The sequence below is a fragment of the Nocardia goodfellowii genome (genome assembly GCF_017875645.1).
Lineage (GTDB): Bacteria > Actinomycetota > Actinomycetes > Mycobacteriales > Mycobacteriaceae > Nocardia > Nocardia goodfellowii.
In genome coordinates this window covers 5,052,552-5,078,163 of sequence record NZ_JAGGMR010000001.1, presented here as the reverse complement: position 1 = coordinate 5,078,163, position 25,612 = coordinate 5,052,552, and the positions used below count along the sequence as shown (strand labels likewise).

The window sequence follows — 25,612 nt, the reverse complement described above, 5'->3', positions numbered from 1 at the left end:
TCGGCATTCCAGCGCACGACATCACCGGTGCGATACAACCGGCCACCAGCCGCGTCGAACGGGTCGGCGACGAACCGGGCCGCGGTCAGACCCGCTTTGCCGTGATAGCCCCGCGCCAATTGCGTACTTGCCACGTACAACTCGCCCGCTACGCCGACCGGCACCGGCATCAACCACGAATCCAGCACGTACACGCGGGTATTGGCCACCGGTGCGCCGATAGACACCACGGCGCTCTCGACAGCGGGCGGCACGACGAGCGCCGTCACGTCGACCGTCGCCTCGGTCGGGCCGTACAGGTTGTCGATGCGGAGATCTCCCCAGCCGGCCCGCATCGCCTCCACCAGCCCGCGACTGAGCGAATCGGCTCCCGTATTCACCTGCCGCAAGCTCTGGAACGGCGTGCCCGGCAAGGATTCCGAATGCTCGACCAACGCCGCCAACAACGGCGGAGTGGCGAACATCTTGGTCACCGACCGGGACTCGGCCAACCGCGCGATCTCGACCGGATCCGACCGCTGTTCACCGGCGACCACCAGCGTGGCTCCGCCGCACAGGGCAGGCCAGATCTCATAGGTGGAGGCGTCGAATGCGATCGACGAATGCATCAGCACCCGGTCACCGGAGGCCACCGACCACGCCTGAGCGACCAGGTTCACCACGTTACGGTGGGTAATACCCACGCCTTTCGGCACACCGGTCGAACCCGACGTGTAGATCACATAGGCCAAATTCTGCGGCGTCGTCGCGACGACCCGCCCCGGACCGGCCGCCGCCACCTCGAGCGAATCCAGCGCGTCGAGGTAGAGGTGTGGCGCGGTATCCGGCAGTAGCCGTGCGGTGGCCGAATCGGTCAGCACGACAACCGGATCGGCGTCGGTGAGGACGTACGCCAACCGATCGGAGGGGTACGCCGGATCGATCGGCAGGTAAGCGCCTCCGGCTTTCAGTACCGCGCACAACGCCACGAGCAGGTCCGCGGACCGCGGCAGGGCGACCGCCACGATGTCGTCCGGGCCTACCCCGCGCGCCAGCAGGATCTGGGTGAGCCGCTCGGCACGCGCATCGAGTTCGCGGTAGGTGAGTTCGGAGTCGGCGTGCATCACCGCGACCGCGTCCGGAGTGCGAGCGACCTGCGCCCGGAACAACCCGTCCAAGGTGGCATCCGGGATTTCCGCCGCGGTGTCGTTCCACCGGCGCAGCACCGTTTCGCGTTCCTCGGCACCGAGCAGATCGATCGACCTGGCCGGTACGTTCGGATCCACCACCACCTGGCGCACGATCCGCGCCAACCGTGCCGCCATCGCCTCGACCGTGCGCCTGTCGAAGGCATCGCCGCGATACTCGAACCGCAGTTGCAGCTCGGGATTCGCGGCGGCGAAGATGGTCAGCGGGTAGTGCGTGGGCGCGTCGGAGCGCAGATCGGCGATCGCGATGCCGCTGGTGCTGGCCGCCGCGCCGATACCGGCCTGATCGACCGGATAGGACTCGAACCCGATCAGGGTGTCGAACAAGACGTTCAGCCCCATCGCCTGATGGATCTCGCTCAAACCCACATGGTGCTGATCCAGCAACGCGACCTGACGGGCCTGCAAGCCGGTCAGCACCTCGGTGAGCGTGTCCCGGGGGCCGAAACGCACGCGCACCGGCACGGTATTGATGAACAACCCGACCATCGAATCGACATCCGGAATGGTGGGCGGACGACCGGACACCGTCGCGCCGACGACGACATCACGCCGACCCGTCATCGCGGCGAGCAGAATGCCCCACGCGGCCTGCACGACGGTGTTCGCGGTGACTCCGAGTCCACCGGCGCGCTGGTTGACCAGCGCCGCGGTATCGGCGTCCAGCGGTACCTCGACGCGCTCGATCCCGCCGCCCTCGGCACTCCCGGTCGCACTCGCGAGCAGGGTGGGCTCGTGCACACCGTCGAGTTCCTCGATCCAGGCCTGGACCCCGGCACGGGAGTCCTGCTCGCGCAACCACTTCAGGAACACGCGATAGTCGGGTGTCCGCGGCAGGGCCGCCGCCGAACCGCCGGAACCGTAGAGCACCAGCAGGTCCCGCATGAGCAGCGGCAACGACCAGCCGTCCAGCAACGCGTGGTGCGAGGTCAGCACCAGTTCCGAGCGGTGCTCACCGGTCAGCACCAGGGTCAACCGCAGCAACGGCGGAACCGCCATATCGAAATGCGCGTCCCGGTCCGCAGCGAGCAGCTGCTCGAACGCCGCGTCCCGATCGGCCTCGTCGGACGCGCGCAAGTCCAGGACCCGCCAGGGCAGTTCGACACCCTCGACCACAATCTGCACGAGTTCGCCGCGCGGTCCCGCGGCGAAACCGGCCCGCAGATTCGGATAGCGGTCCAGCAGGGCCTGTCCAGCCGCCCGCATACGGGCCGGGTCCACTCGCCCGGTCAGCCCGAAGACGACCTGCATGTGATACGAGTCGAAGCCCGATTCCGCCATCGCCTGGTGGAACAGCAACCCCGACTGCATCGAAGTCAGCGGCCACACATCCACCAACCGCGGATACCGCTGCTCCAGTACCTCGATCTCATTCTGACCCAACCGCACCAGAGACACATCCGACGGCGTCAAACCACCCGCCCCGGATGTCATGGCATGCTGCGCCAATCCCATGACGGCACTACGCCACAGCTCGGCCAGGTTCGCTGTCTCGGCCCGGTCGAGAACTCCCGCGGGTGCGGCGAATGCCGCCTCCAGTACCGGGCCGGCACCGGTGTCGACGACTACCGCGGTGACATCCAGGGCCGACAGCACCGGCATATCCGGGTCGGGAGCCGCGCCGGCTCCCACACCGTCGCTGGACGGAGTCCACCCGAGACCCTGAAGTCGTTGCGGCAGCAGGTCGGTGGAGGTGAAACGACCCAGATAGTTGAACCCGATCTGACCGGTCGAATACTTCTCCAGCTCGACCGCGGTCTCCGGATTCAGATACCGCAGCAACCCGAAACCGATGCCCTTGTCCGGCACCGCACGCAGCTGCTCTTTCACCGACTTGAACAAACCGGCCGCCGCCGTACCACCGGCACAGAGCTGGTCCCAGTCGGTTCCCGCCGTGCGCAAACGCACCGGGAACACACTGGTGAACCAGCCGACCGTGCTCGACAGATCAGCGCCGGGCACCGTGCCTTCCTCGCGACCGTGGCCTTCCAGGCGGACCAGCACGGTGTCCTCACACACGCCCTGACCGCCGCGCCAGCGGGTCACCGCCGCGGCCAGGGCTGCCAGCAGGCCGTCCTCGACGCCACCGTGGAACAACCCGGGCAACACCGTCAGCAGAGCTTCGGTCTCCCGGGCGGGAATCTGGACACCGACCCGGTGCACAGTGCCCATCACATCGATGGCCAGATCCAGCGGACGCGCACCCACCAGTGGATCCGGTCCTTCGAGAACCGAACGCCACCAGGGCAATTGCGCTACCAGCGTGCGGTCGGAGGCGCGCTCGGCCAGCCCGTGCGCCCACCCGCGCGCCGAAGTCCCCGAGCCGGACAGCACCGGCGTCGAACCCGCCGCCACCGCCTGCCACGCAAATGCCAAGTCCGGCACCAGGATCCGCCACGACACGCCGTCGATCACGAGGTGGTGGGCGACGATCGCCAGCTTGCCCGCCCGCGTGGGCCCGGCATCGAACCAGACGAACTGCGTCATCACCCCGGCCGAGGGCGCCAGCCGGCCCGCGGCCGCCGCGACCTCCTGGCGTTCGCGCGCTGCGGAAGACTCTGCGCCGGTGACGATCTCGACCTGGCGCAGCAGCGGCGCCACGTCGATCGCGCCCACCGGCGCCACCTCGAGCCCCGCGCCCCGCTCGTCCTCGACCAACCGCGATCGCAGCACATCATGCCGATCGAACACCGCCGACAACGTCGCCAGCAGACCCGCCCGGTCGATCCCCACCGGCAGATCCAGCGACAAGGACTGCGTGAAACGGTCGAACCCCGCGACTGATTCACGCACGAACCGCGCCACCGGCAACAGCGGCATCCAGCCCACCCCGCCGCCGGGCAGCTCCACCGAGACCGCGGCCGCGGCGCTGCGGTCGCGAGCGACCGCCGCCAGTCCCGCCGCGGTCCGGTGCTCGAACATTTGCCGCGGACTGATCTCCACCCCGAGCGACCGCGCCCGGGACACCACCTGGATCGACCGGATGCTGTCCCCGCCCAGCTCGAAGAAGCTGTCGTCCACACCCACCCGGTCCAGGCCGAGAACCTCGGCGAACACGGTGGTCAGCACCCGTTCCGAGTCGGTGCGCGGTGCGCGGTAACGCGCCGAAGCCGCGAAGTCGGGCTCGGGCAGCGCGGCGCGATCGAGTTTTCCGTTCGCGGTCAGCGGCACCGAATCGATCACCATCACCACCGCAGGCACCATGAACTCCGGCAACCGCCCGGCGGCGAACTCGCGCACTTCCGCACCGTCGAGGGCGGCGCCGTCGGCCACCACGTAGCCGATCAGCTGGTTGCCGCCGGCGGCGTTCGCGCCGACGACGACCACCGCTCGAGATACCGAAGGATGTTGCGTCAGAGCCGTTTCGACCTCGCCCGGCTCGACGCGGTACCCGCGGATCTTGACCTGGTCGTCGACGCGCGCCTCGAACTCCAATTGCCCGCTCGCCGTCCAGCGCACGATGTCACCGGTGCGGTACATCCGGGCGCCACCGGCCGGGTCGAACGGGTCCGCCACGAACCGCGCCGCGGTCAAACCCGGCTGCCCCTGATAGCCGCGCGCCACTTGCGCACCCGCCACATACAACTCACCGGGCACCCCGACCGGCACCGGCGCCAGCCCCGAATCCAGCACGAACACACGCACATTCGCCGACGGACGACCGATCGGCACGGTAGCGCCGAGTTCGATCCCGGCCGCGTAGTCGGTCACGCACGCGGTGGTCTCGGTCGGCCCGTAACCGTTGAGCACCTGCACATCGGCGTACCGCGAATTCAGCCGGCGGACCACAGCGGAGGTCAGCTGCGCGCCGCCGGAGACGATCCGCCGCAGGCTCCGCAAGGGCGTGCCGGGCAGGGATTCGACATGGTCGAGTAGGGCCGACAGCAGCGGCGGGGTCGCGAACATCTTGGTCACCGACCGGGCCTCGATCAGGTCCGCGATCTCGATCGGATCCGACCGCTGCTCCTTCGTGACCACCAGCGTCGCGCCGCCGCACAGCGCGGGCCAGATCTCGAAAGTAGAGGCGTCGAAAGCGACCGACGAATGCACCAGCACCCGGTCCCCGGCCCCGCCCGACCACGCCCGCCCCACCAGATTCACCACGTTGCGATGGGTGATACCCACGCCTTTCGGCACACCGGTGGAGCCGGACGTGTAGATCACATGCGCCAGATTCTCCGGTGCCGGCGCACCGGCCGAATCCAGCATCGTCAGATCCCCCGCCTCGAGCGCCTCGATGAAGTCCGGCGCGTCGAGGCAGATGTGCGGCGTCGCGGTCTCGGGCAACAATTCCGCGGTCATCGATTCGGTCACCACGGCAACCGGAGCGGCATCGTCGAGAATGAAGGCCAGACGATCCGAGGGATAGGTGGGATCGATGGAGAGGTACGCGCCGCCGGCGCGCAACACCGCCAGCGTGGCGACGATCAGTCCCGCGGACCGCGGCAACGCCACCGCGACCACCTGATCCGGTCCCGCGCCGTGCATGACCAGCACGCGGGCCAGCCGGGCGGCGCGGAAGTCGAGATCCTGGTACGTCAGCTCGGTGGTGCCGCAGACGACCGCGAGCGCGTCGGGAGTCCGGGCGGCCTGCGCCCGGACCAGCTCGACCAGGGTGGTGTCGGTGGGCACGCTCGCGGTGTCGTTCCACCGGCGCAGTACCTGGTCACGTTCGCCGCGGTCGAGCACATCGATACACCCCACGGGCACATCGGGATTCGATCCGACCAGGTCCAGCAGGCGCACCAACCGCGCCGCCATCGCCTCGACCGTGGAGCGGTCGAACAACTCGGTCGCGTACTCGACCAGGCCGCTCCATCGCTGACCGGCGGGGGCGTCGGCGATGTTGAAGAACAAGTCGAACCGGGACGCCGCCACGGACACGGTGTAGGGCTCGAAGTCCACGCCCGGCAGTTCCAGCGCGGGCAGGGCGTTGTTCTGGAAGGCCAGCGACACTTGGAACAACGGGTGGTGCGCGGCCGAGCGGGGCGGGTTGAGCAGTTCGACGAGCAATTCGAAGGGAACGTCCTGGTGTTCGTAGGCGGACAACGCTTTCGCCCGGACCTGACCGAGGACCTCGGTGAACGACATGGCCGGTGCGACGTCGGCGCGCAGCACCCAGGTGTTGGCGAAGTATCCGACCAGATCGGCGAGATTGTCGTCGGTCCGGCCGGCGATCGGCGTACCGAGCGGGATATCCGCGCCCGCGCCGAGTTTGCGCAGCAACACCGCCATCGCCGCCTGCAGCACCATCGACACCGTCGCACCCGCGCGACTGGCCAATCGTTCTACGGCAGTACGGATCTCGGGCTCGATGCCGAACGGCACCACGTCGCCCCGGTAGCTGGCGACCTGTGGGCGCGACCGATCGGTGGGCAGCCGCAGCTGTTCGGGTAAGCCGTCGAGTTCGCCACGCCAGTACTCGAACTGGCGCGCCACCAAGCTGGCGGAATCATCGGGCTCGCCCAGCAATTCCCGCTGCCACAGCGTGTAGTCCACGTACTGGACCGGCAAGGGATGCCACTGCGGCTCCCGGCCTGCCAGGCGCGCCGAGTACGCCACCGACAGGTCCCGCAGCAACGGTCCCATGGACCAGCCGTCACCCGCGATGTGGTGAATCAGCAAAAGCAGCACGCACTCGTCGTCGCCACATCGGAAGACGTCGGCGCGGATCGGGATCTCCACCGTGATATCGAAGGTGTATCGCGCGGCGGCGGTCACCGCCGCGGCCACCTCGGTGGGGTCGGGCTCGCTCTCGGTGAACGGGACTTCGATCCCGCCGGGGTCGAGAATGCGCTGGACCGGGACACCGTCGGTCTCGGCGAAGATGGTGCGCAAGCTTTCATGGCGCGCGACCACATCGCCGATCGCGGCGCGCATCGCCGGCACATCCAGCCCGCGCGAGCGCACGGCCAGCGGGATATTGAAGGTGGCCGAGGGGCCCTGCAACCGGTGGATGAACCACAGTCGCCGCTGCGCGAACGACAGCGGAACCGTTTCCGGTCGGGGGCGGACCGAGACCGCGGGGCGCACCGGCACTCCGGTGTCGAGCCGGGTCGCCAACTGCGCCACCGTGGGCGCGTCGAAGATGGTCCGGATCGCGACCTCGGCTCCCAGCTCCGCGCGGATCCGGCTGGCCAGGCGAGTGGCCAGCAGCGAATGGCCGCCGAGCGCGAAGAAGCTGTCGTCGACGCCGACCTGGTCGAGCCCGAGGATGTCGGCGTACAGCTCCGCCAACCGGTGTTCCTCGGGGGTGCGTGGCGCCCGGTAGCGCAGGACCGACCTCAGGTCCGGGACCGGCAACGCCGCGCGATCGAGCTTGCCGGTGGCGGTCAGCGGCACCGCGTCGATGACCAGCACCACCATCGGCACCATGAAGTCCGGCAGCCGCTCGGCGGCGAACCGCCGCACCTCCGCACCGTCGAGTTCCCCCGCATCGGCCTGACCGTTCCCCTCGGCACGGACCTCGCCCTCGGCGGACCGGCGATCGGCGACCACATAGCCGACCAACTGTTTGCCGCCGGTCTCGGTGTCGCGCGCGACCACCACGGCCTGGGATACCGAAGGATGTTGCGCCAGAACGGTTTCGACCTCGCCCGGCTCCACCCGGAAACCACGGATCTTCACCTGATCATCGACCCGGCCCGCGAACTCCAACTGCCCGTCGGCATTCCAGCGCACGACATCACCGGTGCGATACAACCGGCCCGCATCCGGATCGAACGGGTCGGCGACAAAGCGCGCCGCGGTCAATCCGGGCTTGCCGTGATAACCCCGCGCCAATTGCGCACCGGCCACGTACAACTCCCCGGCGACCCCGATCGGCACCGGCGCCAACGATGAATCCAGCACGTAGGCCCGCATATTGGCCACGGGTGCACCGATGGGCACCACCGTGTCCGAGCCGCCGTGCGGCACGCGATACGCCGTCACATCGACCGTCGCCTCGGTCGGACCGTACAGATTCGCGAGTTGGACAGCACCGAACTCGGTGTGCACCGCACGCACCAGTCCCGCGGCGAGCGTGTCGGCTCCGGTATGCACCTCCCGCAGACTGTGCAGCGGACTGCCCGGCAGGGAACTCGAATGCTCGACCAACGCCGCCAGCAACGGCGGAGTCGCGAACAGCTGTGTCACCGAATGGTTTTCGACCAGACGCGTGATCTCGGCCGGGTCCGAGCGCTGCTCGGCGGCGACCACCAGCGTGGCTCCGCCGCACAGAGCAGGCCAGATCTCATAGGTCGACGCGTCGAAAGCGATCGACGAATGCATCAGCACCCGGTCACCGGAGGCAACCGACCACGCCTGAGCGACCAGGTTCACCACGTTATGGTGGGTAATACCCACACCTTTCGGCACACCGGTCGAACCCGACGTGTAGATCACATAAGCCAAATTCCGCGAGACCGGAAGTCGGCGGGACACGGCCGCCGGACGCCGCGCCGCATCGACCTCCTCGAGGTGGAGACGCGGAATCGCGTTGTCCGGCAACACCTTCGCAGTTGCTCGATCGGTCACCACGGCGACCGGCGCGGCGTCGTCGAGGACGAAAGCCAGCCGGTCCGAGGGATACGCCGGGTCGATCGGCAGATATCCGCCACCCGCCTTCGACACCGCCAACAGGGCCACGAGCAACTCGGCCGATCGCGGCAGCGCGACCGCGACGATGCTGTCGGGCCCCACCCCGAGCGCCACCAAGGCATCCGCCAGCCGATCTGCCCGAAGGTCCAGCTCGCCGTAGGTCAGCTCGGTGTCACCGCAGACGACCGCGACCGTCTCCGGCGCCCGATCTACCCGCGCCTGAAACAATTCCACGAGCGTCGTTTCGGGAACTTCGAGACCGGTGGCATTCCACCGGTCCAGCACCCGCACCCGTTCCTCGTCCTCGAGCACATCGATCGACCCCACCGGCACATCCGGATCCGCGGCGATCGAGCGCAGAATCCGAACGAACCGCGTCGCCATCGCCTCGACCGTGGACCGGTCGAACAGGTCCGTCGAGTATTCGATGTTCATATCCCAGCCGGGAACGTCGCCGTTGGTGTGCTCGGCGGCGATCGATTCACCGATGTTGAAGGTCAGATCGAAGCGGGAGGTCTTGGCGTCCAAGACATAGGGTTCGAACCCGACCCCCGCCAATTCCAGCGTGGGCGCGACGTTGTTCTGCATGCTCAGCAGCACCTGGAACAGGGGATGATGCGCCGCCGAACGAGCGGGGTTGAGCAGCTCCACCAGCAGCTCGAACGGGAGCTCCTGATTCTCGTAGGCGGCCAGCGCTTTGGCCTTGACCTGGCCGAGGATCTCGGTGAACGACACCGTGCCGGACACCCGCGTGCGCAGCACCCAGGTATTGATGAAGAATCCGACCAGATCGTTCAGGGCGTCATCGGTGCGCCCGGCGATCGGCGAGCCGATCGGAATGTCCTCCCCCGCACCGAGTTTGAACAACAAAACGGCCAGCGCCGACTGTAACACCATCGACGCGGTCGCGCCTTCGCGGGCGGCCAATCGCTCCAACCCAGCCCGGGTCCGGCCGTCGATACCGCGGACCAGCAGGTCGCCCGCATAGCTCGCCACCCGCGGCCGCGGCCGGTCCGTCGGCAGGCGCAATTGCTCCGGCAGTCCGTCGAGTTCGCTACGCCAGTAATCGAATTGCCGGGACAGCAGGCTCTCCGGATCGGACGGCGAGCCCAACAGCTCCTGCTGCCACAGCGTGTAGTCCACGTACTGCACCGGCAGCGGTTCCCACTCCGGTTTCCGGCCCTGCCGGCGCGCCGCGTACGCCTCGGACAGATCCCGCAGCAACGGCGTCATCGACCAGCCGTCGCCCGCGATGTGGTGGATCAGCAGCACGAGCACGCACTCGTCGTCACCGCACCGGAACACGGTGGTACGGATGGGGATCTCCGAGGACAGATCGAACGCGTAGCCCGTCGCCGCGGTCACCGCCCTGGCCAACTCGTCGGGCGCGACGTCGGTGACGGTCACGGGGACCTCGATCTGGTCGAGCTCGAGGACCTGCTGGGCGGGCACACCGTCGGATTCGACGAAGATGGTCCGCAAACTCTCGTGCCGGGCAACGACATCGGTGACCGCCGCCGCGAAGGCGGGCGCCTCGAACGCGCCCGCCAGCCGGACCGTCAACGGCATGTTGTAGGTGGCGGAGGGCCCCTCCAAGCGGTGGATGAACCACAACCGGCGCTGGGCGAACGACAACGGAATCACTGGTAACTCACCTCTCGATTCATCCTGCGCAGAGCCGGTCGGCGAGACGGCGCGAGCTGCGGCCACCTCGCGGCGAGTTCGGCGACGGTGGCCGCCTCGAACATCACGCGGATCGGCACTTCGACACCGAGCACTGCCCGGATTCGACTGGTCAGACGGGTCGCCAACAGGGAATGGCCACCCAGTGCGAAGAAGCTGTCGTCGATACCGACGCGTCCGACACCCAGAATCTCGGCGAACAATTCCGCCAAGGTTCGTTCCTGGTCCGTGCGCGGCGCTCGATATTTGCTCGCGGACACCCACTCCGGGGCCGGCAGCGCCGCGCGATCGAGTTTGCCGTTGGGTGTCAACGGCACGGAGTCGATCACCATCACCACCGCCGGCACCATGAAGTCGGGCAGGCGCTCGGCCACGAACCCCCGGACCGCGACGGGCAGCAGCGTGTCCTGGGGACTGTTGGCGTAGTCGGCCGGATCGCCGACCGTGCTCGCCGGCAGATACACATCGGTCAGCGGCTGTTCCCGCGCCACCGCGGATTCGAGGAAGACCGCGTCCATCCGCCCCGGCTGCGCGGACCACGTGACCGCGGTCGTGTAGTCGAGTTTGCGACCCAGCACGTGCAGGTCCTCGGGCAACAGACCCGCGTCCGCCCGTTCGGAGATGACGTCGAGGGTGCCCTCGAAATCGGCCGCGAGCAACCCGGACCCGTCACCGGCCGAGACCGGAAGACCCGCCCGGATGCGGTCGGTGACCGCGAGCTGACCGGTCAGTCCGGCATGCGGGATCCCCGTGACGCGAATTCCGTCGGGATGGTCCGCGCGCAACAGTTCGTACAGCGAATCCTGGTCGCGGAACTCGACTTTCGGAATCGCGGCGACCGACAGCGGTGTCCCGGCGGGCTTGCGCAGGACCACGTCGTAGCGATAACGGGTCAGCTCGTTGACCGAGTAGCCGCGTTTGAGCTCGATATCGACCGCACCGAGCCCGAGGTCACTACTCAGCGCGAGGAAATACTCCGGCGCCAGCAGCAGTTCCTTCTCCGCCGCGATGTCCCGGCGGACGCGTTCCTCGACCAGCACGGGGTCCTCACCGCCGTTGCGGCTGATCTGCACCGCGGTAGTGAACTGCTCGAGCAGGCCGAGATTGCGGACGTCACCCAGGAAGATCGAGCCACCCGGGGCCAGCAGCCGCAGGATTCCCCGCAGCACCCGGCGAAGGTACTGCTCGCCGGGGAAGTACTGGATGACGGAGTTCAGCACCACAGTGTCGAAATAGTTTTCCGGCAGCCCGTCCAACTCGTCGGCCGCCTGCGCACGCAGCGTGACGCGCTCAGCCAACTCCGCGTCGAATTCGTCCAACTGCCGGCGCAGCACGCCGATGGTGGCGGCCGAGAAATCCGTGGCCCAGTATTCCGCGCAGTCCGGCGCCACCTGCGACAGCACCAAGCCCGAACCCACACCGATCTCGAGCACTCGCCGCGGTCGCAACTCCCGAATGCTGTCGACGGTGGCCGAGCGCCACTCCCGCATCTGGGCCAGCGGAATGGGATTGCCGGTGTAGCTGCTGTTCCAGCCGCCGAAGTCCGCACCGAACCCGGCTCCGGTCGGCTCGGTGGGCGGCGCGGCGGGCTCGTCCCGGTGGCCGTTGCCGGCACCACGGTCCGCGGCGGAATACAGGTCGTCATAGACCCGTCGCCACTGACCCACCAATTCGTCTTCTCCCATGACCGGCCCGGACCGGTCGGCGACCACGTAGCCGACCAACTGCGCGCCACCGGCGTCGGCATCGCGCGCCACTACAACGGCGCGGGACACCGCGGGATGCTGCGCCAGCACGGCTTCCACCTCGGCGGGCTCCACCCGGAAGCCCCGGATCTTCACCTGGTCATCGACGCGGCCCGCGAACTCCAGCTGCCCGTGCGCGTTCCAGCGCACGACATCACCGGTGCGATACAACCGCCCGCCGGCCGGATCGAACGGATCGGCCACGAAGCGAGCCGCGGTCAAGCCGGGCTTGCCGTGATATCCGCGCGCCAACTGCGCACCGGCCACGTACAGTTCGCCCGCTACGCCGACCGGCACCGGGGTCAACCACGAATCCAGCACGAACACCCGGGTATTGGTTCGCGGCATACCGATCGGCACCGCACCGTCGTCCCCGCTCCCGGCGTTGTATTCGGTCACGCACGCGGTCGTCTCGGTGGGACCGTAACCGTTGATCACCTGAGCGTCGGGGTATTTCGCGTTCAGCCGGTGTACGACCGTGGCCGTCAGCTCGGCGCCGCCGGCCATCACCGCACGCACGCTCCGCAACGGGTCGCCGCTGAGGGACTCGTCGTGATCGAGCAGCGCGGACAGCATCGGCGGTGTGGCGAACATCTTCGTCACACCACGGGCCTGCACCAGACGGCTGATCTCGGCCAGATCCGAACGCTGCTCGGCGGCCAGCACGACCGTGGCGCCACCGGCCAGCGTCGGCCAGATCTCGTAGGTGGAGGCGTCGAAGGCGATCGAGGTATGCACGAGCACCCGATCCTCGACGCTCGTCGGCCATGCCTGCGTGAGCAGGTGCACGACGTTGCGATGGGTCACCGCAACGCCTTTGGGCACCCCGGTGGAACCCGACGTGTAGATCACATACGCCAGGTGCTGTGGCAGCGGCCGAACCGGCACCGCACCGTCGGTGCTGTCCGCCGTGTCGTGCTGCTCGGTATCGAGGCAGAAGAGTCGCTCCGGCGGGCCGGGCAGCACCCGGGCGGTGTTCGAATCGGTGACCACGACGACCGGTGCCGCGTCGGTGAGGATGAACGCCAACCGGTCCGAGGGATACGCCGGATCGATCGGCAGGTAGCCGCCGCCCGCCTTCAACACGGCCAGCAGCGCGACGATCAGCTCCGCGGTCCGGGGCAGCGCGACCGCGACGATACTGTCCGCGCGCACCCCGCGCGCGACCAGCACGCGCGCGAGCCGATCGGCCTCGCGATCCAGGTCCCGGTAGGTCAACTCGGTGTCGCCGCAGGCTACGGCGACCGCGTCGGGTGTCCGATCGACCTGGGCCTGGATCAACCCGACGAGGTCGGTCTCGGGGACTTCGACGGCGGTGTCGTTCCAGTGCCGCAGCACGCGGTCGCGTTCTCCGGCGTCGAGCACTTCGATCGCACCCACGGGCGTCGACTGATCCGACACCACATGCCGCAGTATCCGCAGGAACCGCGCAGCCATCGTCTCCACCGTGGACCGATCGAACAATTCCGTGGCGTACTCGACGAATCCGATCCAGCCGTCACCGGCCGGCGCGTCGGCGACATTGAAGAACAGGTCGAAGCGCGCGGCGGCGATGGAGGCGTTGTAGGACTCGAATCGCACGCCGGGCAGTTCCAGGGTGGGCAGGGTGTTGTTCTGGAACGCCAGCGAGACCTGGAACAGCGGATGGTGCGCCGCCGAACGAACGGGGTTGAGCAATTCGACGAGCAACTCGAACGGCAGGTCCTGATTCTCGTACCCGGCCAAGGCCTTCGCCCGGACCTGGGCGAGGAGTTCGCCGAACGACGCTCCCGGCGCGACGGCCGCGCGCAGCACCCAGGTGTTGACGAAGAACCCGACCAGATCGTTCAGGGCGTCGTCGGTCCGGCCGGCGATCGGCGCGCCGATCGGAATGTCCTCGCCCGCACCGAGTTTCGACAGCAGCACCGCCAGCGCCGACTGCAGCACCATCGACACCGTCGCACCCTCGCGACCCGCCAATCGCTCGATGGCCGCGCGCAGCTCGGGATCGATGCCGAACAGCACCATGTCGCCGCGGTAGCTCGCCACTCGCGGCCGGGGCCGGTCCGTCGGCAACCGCAGTTGCTCGGGCAGTCCTTCGAGTTCTTCGCGCCAGAACTCGAGTTGCCGGGACAGCACGCTGTCCGCGTCTTTCGGCGAGCCCAGCAGCTCCCGCTGCCACAGGGTGTAGTCCACGTATTGCACGGGCAGCGGTCGCCACTGCGGCGCGCGCCGCTCCAACCGTGCCGAATAGGCCGTAGCCAGGTCCCGCAACAGCGGGCCCATCGACCAGCCGTCACCGGCGATGTGATGGATCAACAGCACCAGCACGCACTCGTCGGGACCGCATCGGAACACGTCCGCGCGGATCGGAATCTCCGTTGTCAGATCGAACCGATACCGCATCGCCGCGGTCAGCGACTCGTCGACCGGCGCGCCGTTCAGGTCGGTGACCGTGACCGGCACCTCGATACTCCCCGCGTCGAGCACCCGCTGGGACGGGTCACCGTCGACCTCCGCGAAAACAGTCCGCAGGCTCTCGTGCCGGGCGATCACGTCACCGACCGCCGCGCTGAACGCCGACGCGTCGAACGCGCCCGTCAGCCGGACCGCCAGCGGCATGTTGTACGTGGCCGAGGGACCTTCGAGCCGGTGGATGAACCACAGCCGCCGCTGTGCGAACGACAACGGAACCACCTGCGGCCGCGGCCGAGCCGACAAGGCCGGGCGCACTTGCATTTCGGCGTCCAGCCGGGTCGCCAGCTGGGCCACCGTGGGAGCGTCGAAGACCGTGCGAATCGGCACCTCGGCACCCAGGACCGCGCGAATACGGCTGCTGAGCCGAGTCGCCAGCAGCGAGTGACCGCCCAGCGCGAAGAAGTCGTCGTCCATTCCTACTCGGTCGAGGCCGAGGATCTCGGCGAACAACTCGGCCAGGACACGTTCCCGTTCGCTGCCCGGGGCGCGGTACTCCCGCGCGGAGGCGAAGTCCGGGTCGGGCAGCGCCTTGCGGTCGAGCTTGCCGCTCGCGGTCAACGGCACCGCGTCGAGCACCAGCACCGTCGCGGGCACCATGAACTCCGGCAACCTGTCCGCCGCCCAGCGCCGCACATCCGCGGCCAGCAGACCCGCCTGCGGATTGTTCGCCAACCCGCTCACCGCACCCTGGGCGGGGTACACATCGGTCAGCGAACGGCCTTGCACGGCAGCGGATTCGAGGAACGCCGCCTCCATGTGCCCGGGCTGCGCGGACCACGTGACGGCGGTCGCGTACCCGTGTTCCTGGCCGAGGTGGTACAGATCCTCGGGCAACAGGCCCGCCCCGGCCCGCTCGGTCACGTCGTCGAGCATCGCTTCGATTCCGACGCCGGCGATGTCGAGGCCGGAACGACCGGCCCGAATCCGCTGGGTGAGGTCCACCTCGCCGGTGAGGCCGAGATGCGGAATTCCGGTGACTCGCAGACCCTCGGGGTGCGGGGTCCGCAAGAGTTCGCGCAGCGAATCATGGTCGCGGAAGATGACCCTCGGTGTGCGGGCGATCGAGTACGGGTCGGTCGGCGCCTTGTGCAGGACGACGTCGTAGCGATACCGCGTCAGCTCATTGACCGAGTACCCGCGCTTGAGCCGGATATCAACGGCGTCGAACGGGCTCGCGTCCCGGCCCAACGCGGCGAAGTACTCCGGCGCCAGCAACAACTCTTGTTCGGCGGCGATGTCTCGACGGACCCGGTCCGCCACCGCCGCCGGATCGTCACCGCCATTGCGGCTGACCTGCACCGCGGTGGCGAACTCTTCCAGCAACGCGTAATTCCGCACGTCACCCACGAACACCGCACCACCGGGCGCCAGCAATCCCGCCACCCGCTCCAGCACGCTACGGAGATAGCCGTGACTGGGGAAATACTGAATGACCGAGTTCAAAACCACTGTGTCGAAATAGTTCTCGGGCAAACCATCGATGTCGTCGGCCGCTTGGGCACGCAGCACGACCCGGTCGGCCCACTCCACGTCGAGCCGGCCCAACTGATGTCGCAGCGCGGTGATCGTCGCGGCCGACAGATCCGTCGCCCAGTATTCGGCACACTCCGGTGCGACCTGGGACAGCAGCAGGCCCGAGCCGACGCCGATCTCGAGCACCCGGCCGGGGTTGAGCCCCCGGATCCGGTCAACGGTCGCCGCGCGCCATTCCCGCATCTGTTCCAGCGGAATCGGGTTCCCGGTATAGCTGCTGTTCCAGCCCTCGAAACCGGCGCCGAACTCCGCGTCGGATTCGAGGTCGGGCAGCGCGCCCTCGTTCTCCCGCTCGGCCGCGGAGTATAGGTCGTCGTACACCTTGCGCCACTGACCTACCAATTCGTCCTCGCCCACGGCGGGCCCGGACCTGTCGGCGACCACATAGCCGACCAATTGCTTACCGCCGCCCTCGGTGTCACGGGGTACGACCACGGCGCGAGACACCGAAGGATGTTGCGCCAGAATGTTTTCCACCTCGGCGGGTTCCACCCGGAAGCCGCGGATCTTCACCTGATCGTCGACCCGGCCCGCGAACTCCAAGTGCCCGTCGCTGTTCCAGCGCACGACATCACCGGTCCGATACAGCCGGCCACTGGCCGCGCCGAACGGGTCCGCCACAAACCGAGACGCGGTCAGAGCCGATTTACCGTGATACCCCCGCGCCAATTGCGCACCGGCGACATACAGTTCACCGGCCACCCCGATGGGCACCGGCTTCAGCCATGAATCCAGCACGTACACATGGGAATTGGCCACCGGCGCACCGATCGGCACTACCGCGCCCAGCTGCTCCGCGGCCGGTACGACGAACCTCGTCACATAGATCGTCGCCTCGGTCGGGCCGTACAGGTTCTCCATGTGGACCGCGCCGAACTCCGGTTCCATAGCCCGCACCAGGGCGGAGGTGAGCGTGTCGGCCCCGGTGTTCAGCTGGCGCACACTATGGAACGGGTTGTCCGGCAACGCTGCCGAGTGCTCGATCAACGCCGACAACAGCGGCGGAGTCGTGAACATCTTCGTCACCGACCAGGTATGCGCCAGCCGGGCGATCTCGGCCGGATCCGAGCGCTGCTCACCCGCCACCACCAGCGCGGCTCCGCCGCACAGGGCCGGCCAGATCTCATAGATCGAGGCGTCGAAGGCGATCGAGGAATGCACCAGCACCCGGTCGCCGGTCTCGGCCCGCCAGGCCTGGGCAACCAGGCTCACCACGTTCCGGTGGGTGATGCCAACACCTTTCGGCACACCGGTCGATCCGGAGGTGTAGATCACGTAGGCCAGACTCTGCGGCGTGATCGCGACCGCGCGATCCGGATCTCCCGCCACCGCGACGGCGTCGAATTCGTCCAGGTACAACTGCGGTATCGCCGTGTGCGGCAACGCGTTCGAGGTCTGCCGATCGGTGACGACAACCATCGGCGCGGCATCGGCCAGCACGAACGCCAGCCGATCGGCGGGATACGCCGGGTCGATGGGCAGATACCCGCCGCCCGCCTTCAGCACGGCCACCAGCGCCACGATCAGTTCCGCCGATCGCGGCAGCGCGACGGCGACGAGAGTATCGGGCCGCACCCCTCGGGCCATCAGCGTCCGGGCCAGCTCGGCGGCACGGGTATCCAGTTCCCGATAGCTCAGCTGGGCGTCCGCGCCGATTACCGCGAGCGCGTCGGGTGTTCGTTCGACCCGCGCCCGGAACAACGTGATCAGGTCGGTGTCGGGTACCGCCACCGCGGTGTCGTTCCAATGGTCCAGCACCAGTGCGCGTTCCGCGCCCACCAGCACGTCGATCGACCCGACCGGGACACTCGGTTCGGTCACCAGTTGCCGCAGCAACCGCACCCAGCGCGCCGCCATCGCCTCGACGGTGGACCGGTCGAACAGTTCGGTCGCGTACTCGACGAACCCGTCCCACCCGGCGCCGGCGGGCGCGTCGGCGACATTGAAGAACAGATCGAACCGCGAGGTGCCGGTCGGCGCGGTACGGGGCTCGATCTCCACACCCGCCAGCCGCAGATCCGGCAGCGTGTTGTTCTGGAAGGCCAACGACACCTGGAACAACGGGTGGTGCGCCGCCGAACGAACGGGGTTCAGCAATTCGACCAGCAACTCGAACGGCAGATCTTGATTCTCGTACCCCGCCAGCGCCTTGACGCGCACCCCGCCGAGGATTTCGGTGAAGGCGGCGCCCGGGTCCACGTTCGCGCGCAGCACCCAGGTGTTGACGAAGAAGCCGACCAGATCGGTCAGCGCGTCGTCGGTGCGACCGGCGATCGGCGCGCCGATCGGAATGTCCTCGCCCGCACCGAGTTTGAACAACAGCACCGCCAGCGCCGACTGCAGCACCATCGACACCGTCGCGCCCTCGGCCGCCGCCAATCGCTCGACGGCCGCACGCAGTTCGGGATCGATCTCGAAGAACGCCATGTCACCGCGGTAGCTGGCGACCCGCGGGCGCGGGCGATCCATCGGCAACCGCAACTGCTCGGGCACACCTTCGAGTTCGCCGCGCCAGTACTCCAGCTGTCGCGCCAGCACGCTGTGCGGATCGTCCGGCGAACCAAGCAAGTTCCGCTGCCACAGCGTGTAGTCCACGTACTGCACCGGCAACGGACGCCAGTCCGGGGCCCGGCGTTCCAGGCGCGCCGCATACGCCACCGACAGGTCGCGCAGCAGCGGGTTCAGCGACCAGCCGTCACCGGCGATGTGATGGATGAGCAACACCAGTACCACGTCGTCGACGTCGCGTCGAAACACGGTGGCGCGGATCGGGATCTCCGCGCCCAGGTCGAACCCGTACTGGGCCGCCGCGGTCACCGCCGCGTCCAGGTCGGCGGGCGCCGAGTCCGCCATCGCGGTCTCCGCGAACGGCACCTCGACACTGTTCGCGTCCAGCACCCGCTGCGACGGCACACCCTCCGCGTCGACGAATACCGTGCGCAGGCTCTCGTGCCGGACCACGACATCCTCGATCGCGGCGCGCAACGCCGGCACATCGACTCCGCGCAGTCGCACCGCCAACGCCATGTTGTATGTGGCGGACGGTCCTTCCAAACGATGGATGAACCACAGCCGCCGCTGCGCGTAGGACAGCGGAACCACATCCGGCCGCTGCCCGGCCGACAGCGGCGGGCGCACCTGCACACCCGTGTCGAGCCGGGTCGCCAACTGCGCCACCGTCGGTGCGTCGAAGACCGTCCGAATCGGGACCTCGACCCCCAGGACCGCACGGATCCGGCTGGCCAGGCGGGTCGCCAGCAGGGAATGACCGCCGAGTTCGAAGAAGTTGTCGTCCGCCCCGACTCGATCATGGCCGAGTACTTCGGCGAACAACTCCGCCAGTACTCGCTCGTGCTCGCCGCGCGGCGCCCGGTACCCCACCGAGGACACCAGCTCCGGATCCGGCAACCCCGCGCGATCCAGTTTCCCGTTGGCGGTCAGCGGCATCTCGTCGAGCACCATCACCACGGCCGGCACCATGAAGTCCGGCAACCGCTCCGCCGCGAATCGACGGATCTCCGCCCCGGTTTCGTCCGCGACCACATAGCCGATGAGCTGCTTGCCCGCGGGGCCGACCTCACGGGCGACCACCGCGGCACGGAGCACCGAAGGATGCTGTGCCAGCACGGCTTCGACCTCACCGGGTTCCACCCGGAAGCCACGGATCTTCACCTGATCATCGAACCGGCCCGCGAACTCCAACTGCCCCTGCGCATTCCAGCGCACCACATCACCGGTCCGATACAACCGGCCACCAGCGGGATCGAACGGATCCGCCACGAACCGCGCCGCCGTCAAACCAGCCTTGCCGTGATATCCACGAGCCAGTTGAGCTCCCGCCACATACAACTCGCCCGGCACCCCGACCGGAACCGGGGCCAATGCCGAATCCAGCACGTACGTACGCATACCGGCCAGTGCGGACCCGATCGGCACCGACATGTCGGTGTCCGAGATCGCATCAGCGCAGAACACGGTCGCGAACACCGTGGTCTCGGTCGGACCGTAACCATTGGTGACGATCACACCGTCGGCGCGGCCCTGCAACCGGCCCACCAACGCGGGGGTCAGCTCGGCGCCACCGGCGATCACCTGCTTCAGACTCCGGAAAACGTTGCCCGGCAAGTCGTCCGCATAGTCGAGTACCGCTGACAGCAGAGCCGGAGTCACGAACATCCGAGTCACCGCACAATCAGCGATCAACGTAGTGATCTCACCCGGATCCGAACGCTCCGCACCCGCCACCACTACCGCACCACCACTGATCAGAGCAGGCCAAACCTCATACGTCGACGCATCGAAAGCCACCGACGAATGCATCAACACCCGCTCCCCCGGACCGGTCGACCAACCCTGCGACGCCAGATTGCGGAGGTTATGGTGAGTGACCGCAACACCTTTCGGCACACCGGTCGACCCCGAGGTGTAGATCAAATACGCCAGGCCCTCGGGCCGCACAGTCCCCGCGGGGTCGCAGACATCCGCGCCACTGTCATCGAGTGCGTCGAGATAGAGGTGGGTCGTAGCGGTGTGCGGCAGCCCGGGTGCGGTGTCATGATCGGTCAGGACGACCGCGGGGGCAGCGTCGGCGAGGATGAATGCCAGCCGATCCGAGGGATAGGCCGGGTCGATCGGCAGATAACCGCCACCGGCTTTCAGCACCGCCAGCAACGCCACGATCAGGTTCGCGGACCGCGGCAAGGCGACGGCGACGATGGCGTCGGGCCGCACTCCGCGCGCGAGCAATACCCGCGCGAGCCGCTCGGACCGAGTATCGAGCTCCCGATAGGACAGCTCACCGTCGCTGCCCACGACGGCCGCCGCCTCTGGAGACGCGGCGGCTCGCGCGGCGAACAACTCGACCACCGTGCCGCGCGACTCGGCCGAAACGGTGGTGTCGTTCCAGCGGCGCAACACCAGTTCTCGTTCGTCATCGCCCAATACGTCGATCGAGCCGACCTGAGTACCGGGGTCCGAAACGATATGCCGCAGAATCCGCACCAACCGTGCCGCGGTAGCTTCGATCGTGGACCGGTCGAACAGGTCGGTGGCGTATTCGATGAATCCGTCCCAGCCCCCCGGGGCGGCTCCGGCCGGCGTCTCGCCGATGTTGAAGGTCAAATCGAATCGCGAGGTGGTGCTGGTCAGCGGGCGCGGATCGACGGCGACACCCGGCAGCGCCAGCGTGGGCAACGGGTTGTCCTGGAGGGTCAGCAGCACCTGGAACAACGGATGATGCGCGGCCGAGCGGGCGGGATTGAGCAACTCCACCAGCAAATCGAACGGCGCGTCCTGATTCTCGTAGGCGGCAAGGGCTTTCGCCCGGACCCGAGCGAGCACCTCGCTGAACGACGCCGACGGTGCGACCGGGGCGCGCAGCACCCAGGTGTTGACGAAGAACCCGACCAGATCGGTCAGCGCGTCGTCGGTGCGACCCGCGATCGGCGCGCCGATCGGAATGTCTTCGCCCGCACCGAGTTTGAACAGCAGCACCGCCAGCGCCGATTGCAACACCATCGACACCGTCGCACCCTCGTCGGCGGCCAACCGCTCCACCGCGCCGCGCGTCTCCGCGTCCACGGTGAACAGCACCATGTCGCCGCGATAGCTCGCGACCCGCGGCCGCGGCCGGTCGGTCGGCAACCGCAACTGCTCCGGCAAGCCCGCGAGTTCGGCACGCCAGTAGTCGAGCTGTTGCGACAGCATGCTCTTCGGATCGGTCGGAGAGCCCAGCAACTCCTGCTGCCACAACGCGTAATCCACGTAGTGCACCGGCAACGGCCGCCACTGCGTCGCCCGATTCGCCAGGCGCGCCTCGTACGCCGCCGACAAATCCCGCAGCAAAGTCGTCGCCGACCACCCGTCAGCGGCGATGTGGTGGAGCAAGAACACCAGCATCCAGTCGTCACCGCACCGAATGACACTGACCCGAACCGGAATCTCCGCCGACAGATCGAACCGGTACCGCGACGCTTCGGCGACCGCCGCCTCCACCTCGGCCGGGGCGACATCGGTGACGAGCAGCGGCACCTCGACGCTGTCCAGGCCGACCACCCGCTGCGCGGGCACACCGTCGGTTTCGACGTAGACGGTGCGCAGACTCTCATGGCGGGCGACCACGTCATCGACCGCGGCCGCGAACGCGGACACGTCGAACGCACCCGTCAACCGCGCCGTCAGCGGGACGTTGTAGGTGGCGGAAGGACCTTCGAGGCGGTGGATGAACCACAACCGCCGCTGCGCGAACGACAACGGAACCACGTCCGGACGCTGCCGGACCGACAGCATCGGGCGCACCCGGACACCGGTGTCGAGCCGAGTCGCCAACTGCGCCACCGTCGGTGCGTCGAACACCGTCCGAATCGGGACCTCGACCCCCAGAACCGCCCGGATCCGGCTGATCAGCTGAGTAGCGGACAGCGAGTGCCCACCCAGTTCGAAGAAGCTGTCGTCCACTCCGACTCGGTCCTGGCCGAGCACCTCACCGAACAACTCGGCCAGCACGCGTTCCCGCGCACCGCGCGGCGCGCGGTACCGCGCCGAGGCCACCAGGGCGGGGGCGGGCAACGCCGCGCGATCGAGCTTGCCGTTCGCGGTCAACGGCATCGAGTCGATCACCATCACCGCCGCGGGCACCATGAACTCCGGCAGCCGCTCGGCGGCGAACCGGCGCAACTCCGCGCCGAGGCTCGCCCGCGCCTCCGCGTCGTCGTGATCGGTGACCACATACGCGACCAACTGCTTGCCGCCGTCGGTATCCCGGGCGACCACCACCGCGCGCGCCACCGCGGGATGGCGCGCCAGCGCGGTTTCGATCTCGCCGGGTTCGATCCGGAAGCCGCGCACCTTGACCTGATCGTCGGCGCGGCCGACGAACTCCAGCTCGCCCGCCGCCGTCCAGCGCGCCACGTCACCGGTGCGATACAACCGGCCGCCGCCGGCCGCATCGAACGGATCGGCCACGAATCGCGTCGCCGTCAGACCGGATCGGCCCTGATAGCCCCGGGCCAGCTGCGCTCCGGCCACATACAGCTCGCCGGACACCCCGATCGGAGTCGGCGCCAAGCCCGAGTCCAGCACGTACACCCGCATGTTCGCCAGCGGCGTCCCGATCGGGCTGCCGCCGCGCGCACCGTGCGCGGCGACCAGATCCAGCTTCGTCACGTGCACCGTGGTCTCGGTGATCCCGTACATGTTCACCAACGCGGGCCCGCCGTCACCGGCCGAATACCACCGGTCCAGGTGCGCCGGATTCAGCGCCTCGCCGCCGAATATCACCATGCGCAAAGCGGATTGGGTGCGGCCACCGGCCGCGCGCGCTTCGGCCAGCGCGTGGAAGGCGGAGGGCGTTTGATTGAGGACAGTCACGCCCGCCTCGACCACCAGATCCCACAGCTGCGCGGGGGTGCGCACGACATCCCACGGCACCACCACGACCCGGCCGCCGTACAGCAGCGCGCCCCAGATCTCCCAGACGGAGAAGTCGAACGCTTGGGAGTGGCACCAGGCCCAGACATCCCCGGCGCCGAACTGGCACCACTTCGCGGTGCTCAGGAACAGCGAGGCGGCATTGGCGTGCGTGACGGCGACACCCTTGGGTGTGCCGGTGGAACCCGAGGTGTAGATCAGGTACGCGAGGTTGCCCGGCCGCGGCAGGGCGGCGCGCGCGGCACCGGTCCCTTCCGCCTCGGCCGCTTCGAGCAGGATCAGCGGCGCAGCACTCGGCGGCAGCGCTTTCGAGGTGGCGGCGTCGGTGAGGACCGCGACCGGCGCGGCGTCACCGAGGACGAACGCCAGCCGCTCCGGCGGATAGGCCGGGTCCACCGGCAGATACGCGCCACCGGCCTTCACCACCGCCACTATCGCGATGATCAGCTCCACCGACCGTGGCAGAGCCACCGCGACGACGCTGTCCGGCCGTACCCCGCGCGAAACCAGCGTTCGCGCAATCTGTTCGGCCCGCCGGTCGAGCTCCCCGTAGGTGAGTTCGGCTCCGCCGGACACGACCGCGACCGCGTCCGGCGACTGCGCCGCCCGGTCTTCGAACAAGCCGGCCAGGGTCGCCGCCGGGTCGACCGGCGTCGCCGTGTCGTTCCACAGTTCGAGCACGCGGGCGCGCTCCGCGCCGAGGATGTCCACCGTCCCGATCAGCACGCGCGGGTCGGCGATCGCCTGCCGCAGATAACGACCGATCGTTTCGAGGTAGCCCCGCAGATCGTCCTCGGTGTAGAGCTGGGCGTCACCCTCCAGCCGCAGGTAGCCGCCGCGCGACGCCTGCCGCTCGTAGGAGAAGATGATCGACAGGTCCCCGCTGGTACCCGCCGAGAAGACCTGGAGGTCGGCCTCGCCGTCCACCATCCGCAAGGCGCCGAAGAACGACATGACGTTGACGACCGGGCCGAAGGCATCGGTCGTGGCGATCTTGGTGTCGCGCCGGATATTCGACATCCCATAGCGGAGATGCTCTTTCGCGCTCGCTATGGTGTCGTGGATCCGCTCGGCGAGCTCGCCGAGCGACAGGTTCGCGCTCGTGCGCACCGGCAGCGGCACCGTATCCGAGAGCTGGCAGGGTGTCCGGCGGGCGATCGCCGTTTGATTGGAAACCGGCATCTGGACGCAGAATTCGTCGCGCGCCGCGTACCGCTGGATCGCGGCGGCCGCGACGGACATCAGCAGGTAGGGCAACCGGACGCCGATCGATTGCGCGGAACCGAACAGCTCCTGCAACTCCGCGCCCGAGATGCTGCGCGTGCAGCCGACTCGTCCCGGCACGGCGTCGATCTCGGCGCTGCCGGGAAGCCGCAGCGGCTCGGTGCCGGCGGAGATCGTCCGCTGCCAGTACTCGCGATCGATTGCCTGCCGGTCGCGGCGGTAGGCCCGGTCACTGTCGAGGATCTCCTCGACGCTCACGAAATCGGGGGGCGCGGCGGGCGTTTCGCCGATCGCGGCGCCGTATACGTCGAGCACCCGCTGGGTCCAGGTGACGACGCCGACGCCGTCCATGATGATGTGGTGGAAGCACATCATCAGCACATGGTGCGCGGCACCGACTTTGAGCAGGGCGACCCTGAGCAACGGGTCTCGCTCCAGATCGAATCCCAGCGCACGCTGACCGGACATATATTCGAACGCCGCCGCTTCGGAATCCGACCGGTCGGTAAGGTCGAGGTAGGCCGGTTTCCAATCGCGGATATCGCGCTCTACCTGCACGGGGCCGTCGGCCGCCGACACGAAATTTACTGCCAGCGCTTCCGATTCGGCAAAAACCTGGCGTACGGCCGCGACGAAGCGGCCGATTTCCAGTTCGGCTCGGATATCGGCGTAAACGATGCAGTTATTGGGTATATCGGACAGTTCGTGCGCGAGCCATAGTTCTTTCTGAATCGATGTCAGGCCGCGCTGCTGTATTTTGTTTTCGGTCTGCAT

The 25,612-nt window shown here is 68.3% G+C and carries 2 protein-coding genes (1 of these 2 running past the window's edge); both read right to left on the bottom strand.

Features of this window, described 5'->3' with window-relative positions:
• Nucleotides 1-10,412, bottom strand: the 5' portion of a protein-coding gene (locus BJ987_RS23320) for a non-ribosomal peptide synthase/polyketide synthase (RefSeq protein WP_209893956.1). Its footprint begins 10,408 nt before the window's first position; only the first 10,412 of its 20,820 coding nucleotides appear in the window; its start codon is at nt 10,410-10,412; the stop codon falls past the left edge of the window.
• Complete coding sequence (locus tag BJ987_RS23315; RefSeq protein ID WP_209893954.1) at nt 10,409-25,612, bottom strand: non-ribosomal peptide synthetase; 15,204 nt, start codon at nt 25,610-25,612, stop codon at nt 10,409-10,411. The genes BJ987_RS23320 and BJ987_RS23315 overlap by 4 nt, the downstream gene beginning before the upstream one ends.

Coding starts and splice junctions, on each gene's coding strand:
- BJ987_RS23315 (WP_209893954.1), bottom strand. CDS start 25,612: ATGCAGACCGAAAACAAAATACAGCAGCGCGGCCTGACATCGATTCAG.